We start from the raw sequence: 782 nt of genomic DNA, 5'->3' as shown, positions 1-782 counted from the left end.
ACGGCATGTGCCCAAGGGGCGTGCAGATGAGGATCAGCTGGTTGCCGACATGATCGAACTGGCCAGACAGTTTGGTCGCTACGGTTACCGGCGGATTGCGGCCTTGCTGAGAGATTCAGGCTGGTCTGTCAGCGATGGTCGGGTTGAACGGCTGTGGCGGCGAGAGGGGCTGAAGGTTCCACAGAAGCAGCCCAAGAGAGGGCGTTTGTGGATGAACAACGGATCATGCGTAAGGCTGCGGCCTGAGTATCGGAACCATGTCTGGAGCTATGACTTCGTGCATTGCCGGACCGATGACGGGAAGGCATTCCGCACGTTGAACATCCTGGATGAGCACAGCCGCGAATGCCTGGCAATCAAGGTGAAGCGCAAGCTGAACTCATCAGATGTGATCGATGCTCTGACAGATCTGTTCATTCTGCGAGGTGCTCCCTCTTTCATTCGGTCGGACAATGGACCTGAGTTCGTTGCCCAAGCAGTTCGGGATTGGATCGCGGCTGTCGGTGCAAAGACAGCATTCATCGAGCCAGGTTCGCCCTGGGAGAATGGGTATTGCGAAAGCTTCAACGGGCGGATGCGGGATGAACTGCTCAATGGGGAAATCTTCTATAGCCTGCGTGAGGCTCAAATCCTGATCGAGCAATGGAGGAAACACTACAACACCAAGAGGCCACACAGTGCATTGGGCTATCGGCCACCGGCCCCCGAATCCATCATCCCAATGGAAACCAGCCCAATCATGCACTAACAATTACCTTGGACCAATCAGATCGGGCTGCTCA

General features: G+C 55.6%; 1 protein-coding gene. It reads left to right on the top strand.

Annotation, left to right across the window (positions count from 1 at the left end; translation table 11 throughout):
* Positions 1–748: IS3 family transposase (locus tag TR61_RS19430; protein WP_050932213.1), on the top strand; the 748-nt coding region annotated here is incomplete at its 5' end.
* Between the last annotated feature and the right edge of the window lie 34 nt (positions 749–782).

Origin of the sequence: Aestuariivita boseongensis, assembly GCF_001262635.1 — a bacterium.
Taxonomy (GTDB): Bacteria; Pseudomonadota; Alphaproteobacteria; order Rhodobacterales; family Rhodobacteraceae; genus Aestuariivita; species Aestuariivita boseongensis.
Note: the sequence above shows the minus strand (reverse complement) of the source record. Positions and strands in the feature narration are given on the sequence as shown.